The sequence below is a fragment of the Neisseria sp. P0021.S007 genome (assembly GCF_051956855.1).
The window spans coordinates 1-555 of record NZ_JBQCXA010000981.1 but is presented as its reverse complement, the minus strand read 5'-3'; the positions used below and the strand labels follow the sequence as shown (position 1 = coordinate 555).

The window sequence follows — 555 nt, the reverse complement described above, 5'->3', positions numbered from 1 at the left end:
ACTTTGTGGCGTTCGCGCTCACGACCGATGTCATCATGAATAACGACTTCGCAAGAGCGGCCGATGACAACCAATTCGCCTTTGTTATTGGCAACATAACGCATTTGGCTGCTGAATCGTGCCGTACCGTTGGATTTGGCTTCAACTTGACTGGCTGCTGCCGCACGGGATGCCGCACCACCGATGTGGAACGTACGCATGGTCAACTGGGTACCCGGTTCACCGATAGACTGAGCCGCAATGACGCCGACTGCTTCACCGGCATTAACCAGTTTACCGCGTGCCAAGTCGCGACCGTAACAGTGCGCGCACAAGCCATGGCGGGTTTTACAAGTAATCGGGGTACGGACCTTGACTTCATCGACACCGGATTGGTCAATCATATCCACCAGTTTTTCAGTCAACAACGTACCGGCTTCAACCAAGGTTTCGCCACTTGACGGATCGACAACGTCAGACGCGGTAACACGACCCAAAATACGATCGCGCAATGCTTCAATCACATCACCGCCTTGCACAACTGCCTTCATGACAAAGCCGTCTGTAGTGCCACAA

General features: G+C 53.3%; 1 pseudogene. It reads right to left on the bottom strand.

Annotated features, from left to right (window positions below):
- A pseudogene (locus tag ACTHUR_RS17080) lies at nucleotides 1–555 on the bottom strand (hypothetical protein); the annotation flags it as partial.